Raw genomic sequence first — 7367 nt, 5'->3', positions numbered from 1 at the left:
CCCCGCCCCGGCCCCGGGCGGTCGCTGCACCCGCCGCCTCCCGGAGTAACCCGCGCCCCCCCCGCCGGGGTCACCCCCGTCCTGGTGTCACGGGGGTGGGGACACCGGCGGCAGCTGCCGCCGGTGTCCCCGCCCGAACGCGCCTAGGCCTTGCGGGTCCGGGTCGCCTTCTTCGCCGGGGCCGCCGCCTTCTTCGCGGTGGCCTTGGTCGCGGCCGCCTTCTTCGCCGCGGCCGCGGTCTTCTTCGCCGGGGCCCGCTTCTTCCCCGCGGGCAGCGCCGCCGGCACCCCCGCATCGGAGACCCGCTCCGCACCGAGGATGTCCCGCAGGAACTTGCCGGTGTGGCTGGCCCCGACCGAGGCCACCTGCTCCGGCGTGCCCTCCGCGACCACGAGCCCGCCGCCGTAGCCGCCCTCGGGCCCCATGTCGATGACCCAGTCCGCGGTCTTGACGACGTCGAGGTTGTGCTCGATGACGATCACCGAGTTCCCCTTGTCGACCAGCCCCGACAGCACCTTGATCAGCTTCGAGATGTCCTCGAAGTGCAGACCCGTCGTCGGCTCGTCGAGCACGTACACCGTCCGGCCCGTCGACCGCTTCTGCAGCTCCGACGCCAGCTTCACGCGCTGCGCCTCGCCCCCGGAGAGGGTCGGCGCGGACTGGCCGAGCCGGACGTAGCCGAGCCCGACCTCGTTCAGCGTGCGCAGGTGCCGGGCGATCGTCGGAACCGCCTCGAAGAAGCCGAGGGCCTCCTCGATCGGCATGTTCAGCACCTCGGCGATGGACTTGCCCTTGTAGTGGACCTCCAGCGTCTCCCGGTTGTACCGGTCTCCGTGGCAGACCTCGCACGGAACGTAGACGTCCGGCAGGAAGTTCATCTCGATCTTGATCGTGCCGTCACCGGAGCAGTTCTCGCACCGGCCGCCCTTGACGTTGAAGGAGAAGCGGCCCGGCAGATAGCCGCGCACCTTCGCCTCCATGGTCTCCGCGAACAGCTTGCGCACGTGGTCGAAGACACCGGTGTACGTCGCCGGGTTGGACCGCGGGGTGCGGCCGATCGGCGACTGGTCGACGTGGACGACCTTGTCGACGAGGTCGTCGCCGTCCACCCGGGTGTGCCGCCCCGGAACCGTCCGGGCGCCGTTCAGCTCGCGCGCCAGGTGCGTGTACAGGATGTCGTTGACCAGCGTGGACTTGCCGGAGCCGGACACGCCGGTGACGGCGGTCAGCACGCCCAGCGGGAACGACACGTCGATGTCGCGCAGGTTGTTCTCCCGCGCACCGTGGACGGTGAGGCGGCGGCTCGGGTCCACGGGCCGGCGCACGTCGGGCAGTTCGATGGACTTCTTCCCGGACAGGTACTGCCCGGTCATCGACTCGGTGTTCTTGAGCAGGTCCTTGAGCGAACCGCTGTGCACGACCTTGCCGCCGTGCTCACCGGCGCCGGGGCCGATGTCCACGACCCAGTCGGCCACCTTGATGGTGTCCTCGTCGTGCTCGACGACGATCAGCGTGTTGCCCATGTCCCGCAGCCGCACCAGCGTTTCGATCAGCCGGTGGTTGTCGCGCTGGTGCAGGCCGATCGACGGCTCGTCCAGCACGTACAGCACGCCGACCAGACCGGAGCCGATCTGGGTGGCCAGTCGGATGCGCTGGGCCTCGCCGCCGGACAGGGTGCCGGCCGCGCGGTTGAGCGAGAGGTAGTCCAGACCGACGTCCACCAGGAAGCGGAGCCGCTCGTTGACCTCCTTGAGCACCCGCTCGGCGATCTTCTTGTCGCGCGCGTCGAGGCGCAGCTCGCCCAGGAACTCGGCGCACTCGCTGATCGACATCGCGGACACCGCGGCGATGGACTTCTCCATCACGGTCACCGCGAGCACGATCGGCTTGAGCCGGGTGCCCTCACAGGTCGGGCACGGCACCTCGCGCATGTAGCCCTCGAAGCGCTCGCGGCTCGTGTCGCTCTCCGCCTCCGAGTGCCGCCGCTTGACGAAGGGCACCGCGCCCTCGAAGGCCGTGGTGTACGCCCGCTCCCGCCCGTAGCGGTTGCGGTAGCGGACCTCGATCTGCGTCTTGTGGCCGTACAGCAGGGCCTTCTTCGCCCGCTGCGGCAGACCGGCCCAGGGGATGTCCGTCCGGAAGCCCAGCTCGCCGGCGAGCGCGCCGATCAGCCGCTGGAAGTAGTCCTTGGTGTGGCCCAGCGACCACGGGGAGATCGCGCCCTCGTCGAGGGACTTGTCCTCGTCGGGGATGATCAGCTCGGGGTCGACCTCCATGCGCGTACCGATGCCGGTGCACTCGGGGCAGGCGCCGAAGGGCGAGTTGAAGGAGAAGGAGCGCGGCTCCAGCTCCTCGAAGGACAGGTCGTCGTACGGGCAGTAGAGGTGCTCGGAGAACATCCGCTCGCGCTCGGGGTCATCCTCGGCGAGGTCGACGAAGTCCAGGATCACCATGCCGCCGGACAGGCCCAGGGCGGTCTCCACCGAGTCGGTGAGCCGCCGCTTGGCGCCGTCCTTGACGGTGAGGCGGTCGACGACCACCTCGATGGTGTGCTTCTCCTGCTTCTTCAGCGTGGGCGGCTCGGAGAGCTGGATCGTCTCGCCGTCCACCCGGGCCCGGCTGTAGCCCTTGGTCTGGAGGTCGGCGAAGAGGTCGACGAACTCGCCCTTGCGCTCGCGCACGAGCGGCGAGAGCACCTGGAAGCGGCTGCCCTCGGGCAGCGCGAGCACCCGGTCGACGATCGCCTGCGGCGACTGCCGCGCGATCGGGCGGCTGCACTGGGGGCAGTGCGGCTTGCCGATGCGGGCGAAGAGCAGGCGGAGGTAGTCGTAGACCTCGGTGATGGTGCCGACGGTGGAGCGCGGGTTGCGGGAGGTCGACTTCTGGTCGATGGAGACGGCCGGGGAGAGGCCCTCGATGAAGTCGACGTCGGGCTTGTCCATCTGCCCCAGGAACTGGCGGGCGTAGGACGACAGCGACTCGACGTAGCGGCGCTGGCCCTCGGCGAAGATCGTGTCGAAGGCCAGGGAGGACTTGCCCGACCCGGAGAGTCCGGTGAAGACGATGAGTGAGTCGCGGGGCAGGTCGAGCGAGACGTTCTTGAGGTTGTGCTCGCGAGCGCCACGAACGATGAGACGGTCGGTCACGCCGGTCCGCACCTTTCTTGAGAGAGCGGGGGACGGGCCCCGGCCGTCCAGAGTATGGGGGTCGGGAGGCGCCGCTGGATGGTCTGGTGTGCTCCTCCGAGCGTATAGCACGTGCATTCGATTTCCGGCACTCCGAAGAGCGCTTCACCCGATCGTGTGGCGGCGCTAGGGTCGGCTCATGATTGATCATGCGCACGACCTGCGATCCCTGCGCGAAGCCACGGACCGACTGCTGACCGCGGCCGCGAAACTGGACAACGCGGCCGTGGCCGAGGCGTCACGCCTGCCCGGTTGGTCCCGGGGCCACGTACTCGCCCACCTCGCCCGCAACGCGGACGCCCTCGTGAACGTGTTCGAAGGGCGCCCCATGTACGAGAGCGCCTCCGCGCGCGACGCCGACATCCAGCGCGATGCCGGTCGGCCCCTGGTGGAACAGCTGGAGGACGTCCGGAATTCCGCCGCCGGGTTCCAGGCCGTGGCCGACGCGCCCCAGGACTGGTCCCGCACGGTCGAGCTGCGCAACGGGGTCACCGACAGCGCCTCCCGGATCCCCTTCCGCCGCCTCGTCGAGATCGAGCTGCACCACGTGGACCTCGGCATCGGCTACGAGCTGGCGGACCTCCCGGACGAGTTCACCGGCCGGGAGATCGAGTTCCTGGCCGACCGCTGGTCCGGGCACCCCGAGGTGCCGCCGGTGACGCTCTCCCCCGGCGACGGCCGCACCTGGCGCACCGGCGGCGCCGAGGGCGCCCCCGTCACCCTGACCGGCACCCCCGCCCAGCTCCTGGCCTGGCTGGCGGGCCGCGGCGACAAGGGCGACGCCCTGACCACGGCGGGCGGCCCCCTGCCCCTGCTTCCCCCCCTCTAGGATCAGGACATGACCTACAGCGGAGCGGTGAAGGTCGGCGGTCCGGCCGACGTGCATGAACTCGCGGACTTGATGATTTCCAAGGTTTCCGTGGGCCCGATGGACAACAACGCCTACCTGCTGCGCTGCCGGGCGACCGGCGAGCAGCTGCTGATCGACGCGGCGGCCGAGGCCGCCACCCTGCTCTCCCTGATCGGTGACGACGGCATCACCTCGGTCGTCACCACCCACCAGCACGGCGACCACTGGGGCGCGCTGCAGGAGGTCGTCGACGCGACCGGGGCCCGGACCTACGCCGGGCGCTACGACGCCGAGGGCATCCCGGTGCCCACCGACGTCCCCGTGGCGGACGGGGACACGATCACCTTCGGTCGGATCTCCCTGACCGCCCGCCACCTGGTCGGACACACCCCGGGCTCGATCTCGCTGGTCTACGACGACCCGCACGGCCACCCGCACGTGTTCACCGGCGACTGCCTCTTCCCGGGCGGCGTCGGCAACACCTGGGGCGACCCGAAGGCCTTCGCGCAGCTGATCGACGACGTGGAGGCGAAGCTCTTCGGGCAGCTCCCCGACGAGACCTGGGTCTACCCGGGCCACGGCAACGACACCACCATCGGCGCCGAGCGCCCGCACGTCGCCGAGTGGCGCGAGCGCGGCTGGTAGCCGGGCCCGCACACGTGCGACCGGGCCGCCCCTCCCCGACGGGAGGGGCGGCCCGCGTCAACACCGGCGCGGTGCGGCACTCCTTCCGGTGGAGGATCCGCGTTCCGCTCCCCCGGACCCCCCGGGCCGGGGTATCTGCTGCACCATGCACCAAGATCGCTCCCCGCACCCCGGCCGGCCGCCCTCGATGCTGCGCCTCGCCTCGGCCTCCCTCATCGGGACCGCCATCGAGTTCTACGACTTCTTCGTCTACGGAACCGCCGCGGCCCTGGTCCTCGGCCCCCTGTTCTTCCCCACCTTCTCGCACCTGGCCGGCACCCTCGCGGCCTTCGGCACCTTCGGCATCGGCTTCCTCGCCCGCCCGCTGGGCTCCGTGCTCTTCGGGCATGTCGGCGACCGGTACGGCCGACGGCCCGTGCTGCTGGCGTCCCTGCTGCTGACCGGCCTCGCCACGGTGGCGGTGGGCTGCGTGCCGACGTACTCCTCGATCGGCGTCGGCGCCCCGCTGCTCCTGCTCCTGCTGCGCTTCCTCCAGGGCCTCGGCCTCGGCGGCGAGTGGGGCGGGGCGGTGCTGCTGACCGCCGAACACGCCCCGGAGGGCCGGCGCGGGCTGTGGTCGAGCTTCCCGCAGATGGGTCCGGCCGTCGGGTTCCTGCTGGCGAACGGGCTGATGCTGGGGCTGTCCACCACGCTCACCGACGGCCAGTTCGGCTCCTGGGGATGGCGGGTGCCGTTCTGGGCGGCCGGGCTGCTCGCCCTGTCGGGCCTGTGGCTGCGTCGATCGGTCGAGGAGACCCCGGAGTTCCGCGCCCTGGCGGCGGACGACCGGCGGGCGACCGCCCCGATCGCCGAGGTGGTCCGCGGCCACTGGCGCCTGCTCCTGCTCACCGGCGGCGCGCTCGCCGTCGGCTACGCCGTCTTCTACGCCGTGACCACCTGGTCCCTGGCCTACGCGACCGAGCACCTGGGGGTCGGCCGCAGCGTGATGCTCGCCTGCGTCATGGTCGCCGTCGCCCTCAAGGGCGCGCTCACCCCGCTGGTGGCGGTGCTGGGCGACCGGTACGGGCGCCGCCCGCTCTGCCTGGCCGGGAGCGCGGCCTGCGCGCTGTGGATGTTCCCGCTGGTGGCCCTGCTCGGGACGGCCGATCCGGTGCTGATGACCCTGGGCTGCCTCGGCGCGCTGCTGGGCATGGTGACGATGTTCGCGGTGGTGGGCGCGTACCTGCCGGAGCTGTACCCGCCGCGGGTGCGGTGCACGGGGGCGGCCGTCGGCTACAACCTGGGCGGGGTGCTCGGCGGGGCGCTGACGCCGATCGTGGCCACGGCCCTGGCCGACGGTTCGGGACCGGCGTGGGGCGTGGGCGCGTACCTGACCGGGATCGCCCTGGTCAGCCTGGGCTGTTTCGCCCTGCTGCCGGAGACGAATCCGGTGGTGGTGCGCGCGGCGGCGGGGGCGGCCGAAGCGGCCGCCCCCGCCTGAGCGCGACCGCGGGTCAGCTGCCGACGCTGTCCTGGGGCTCGGTCTCCCGGGCGGCCTCGGCCGCCGCCTGCTTCTTCGAGGCGATCAGGCTGGTGATCGTGGTGATCACCAGGACGCCGCAGATGACGCCGAGCGAGACCGGGATGGAGATCAGCGGGACGTGCACCCCGGACTCGTGCAGGGCGTGCAGCACGAGCTTGACGCCGATGAAGCCGAGGATGATCGACAGGCCGTAGCTGAGGTGGACCAGCTTCTTGAGCAGACCGCCGATGAGGAAGTACAGCTGGCGCAGGCCCATCAGGGCGAAGGCGTTGGCCGTGAAGACGATGTACGGGTCCTGGGTCAGGCCGAAGATCGCGGGGATGGAGTCCAGGGCGAAGAGGATGTCGGTCGTGCCGATGGCGAGCATGACGACCATGAGCGGCGTCAGGACGCGCTTGCCGTTCTTCTGGATGAAGAGCTTGGTGCCGTGGTAGCGGTCGGCGACGCCGAACTTCTTCTCCACGGTCTTGAGCAGGCGGCTCTCCTCGAACTCCTCGTCCTCCTCGTCCTTGCGGGCCTCCTGGATGAGCTTCCACGCGGTGTAGATCAGGAACGCGCCGAAGATGTAGAAGACCCAGGAGAAGCTGGCGATGATCGCCGCGCCGGCCGCGATGAAGATCGCGCGCAGCACCAGGGCGATCAGCACGCCCACGAGCAGCACCCGCTGCTGGAGGTGGGAGGGCACCGCGAACTTCGCCATGATCAGGACGAAGACGAAGAGGTTGTCGACGCTCAGCGACTTCTCGGTGATGAAGCCCGCGAAGAACTCCTGGGAGGCCTGGCCGCTGCCGAAGAACAGCAGGCCGAGGCCGAAGAGGGCGGCGAGGACGATCCAGACGACCGTCCAGATGCCCGCTTCCTTGATCGATACGTCGTGCGGTTTACGGCCGATGAAGAAATCGGCTCCGATGAGGATGCCCAGACCGAGAATGGTCAGCACCCAAAGGGTCCACGAAACGTCCACGTTGAACACGCCTCCGGCGGATGGCTCAGCACTTCGTCAGCGTCATCGCTGCCGGAGGTCTCTTCCACCCGGGCGGCCTGGAGGCCGTGGGCCGACGCCCCGGGACCGGTTACGGTCCGTATTGACGGGCACGCCGTAGCAGGAAAGCAGGAATACTCCCCTCCGCAGACACCAGCGTACCCGTCTCGGCCGCATAAGGTA

5 protein-coding genes are annotated in these 7367 nt (G+C 70.6%); 3 read left to right on the top strand and 2 right to left on the bottom strand.

What is annotated here, in order from left to right:
* Window positions 1–143: 143 nt before the first annotated feature.
* Window positions 144–3146, bottom strand: a complete 3003-nt coding sequence (uvrA, locus tag ACFWAR_RS17710; protein WP_385778035.1) for an excinuclease ABC subunit UvrA — start codon at window positions 3144–3146, stop codon at window positions 144–146.
* Between the two features lie 178 nt (window positions 3147–3324).
* Between uvrA and ACFWAR_RS17705 the strand changes: the two genes are divergently transcribed.
* The 3 genes from ACFWAR_RS17705 (at window position 3325) to ACFWAR_RS17695 (ending at window position 6160) form a co-directional block, all read left to right on the top strand.
* On the top strand, window positions 3325–4014 hold the full coding sequence (locus ACFWAR_RS17705) for a maleylpyruvate isomerase family mycothiol-dependent enzyme (RefSeq protein ID WP_385778033.1): 690 nt from the start codon (window positions 3325–3327) through the stop codon (window positions 4012–4014).
* A 9-nt stretch (window positions 4015–4023) separates the two neighbouring features.
* Entirely contained in the window at window positions 4024–4680 is a 657-nt protein-coding gene (locus tag ACFWAR_RS17700) for an MBL fold metallo-hydrolase (protein ID WP_385778031.1), read from the top strand.
* Window positions 4681–4867: 187 nt separating this feature from the next.
* Entirely contained in the window at window positions 4868–6160 is a 1293-nt protein-coding gene (locus ACFWAR_RS17695; protein WP_385778047.1) for an MFS transporter, read from the top strand.
* A gap of 13 nt (window positions 6161–6173) precedes the next feature.
* On the opposite strand, the gene ACFWAR_RS17690 is transcribed toward ACFWAR_RS17695, so the two are convergent.
* Window positions 6174–7166, bottom strand: a complete 993-nt coding sequence (locus ACFWAR_RS17690) for a TerC/Alx family metal homeostasis membrane protein (protein WP_385778029.1) — start codon at window positions 7164–7166, stop codon at window positions 6174–6176.
* Window positions 7167–7367 lie beyond the last annotated feature (201 nt).

The organism is Streptomyces sp. NPDC059917, from assembly GCF_042730635.1.
Lineage (GTDB): Bacteria > Actinomycetota > Actinomycetes > Streptomycetales > Streptomycetaceae > Streptomyces.
This window is presented reverse-complemented; position numbering and strand designations above follow the sequence as displayed.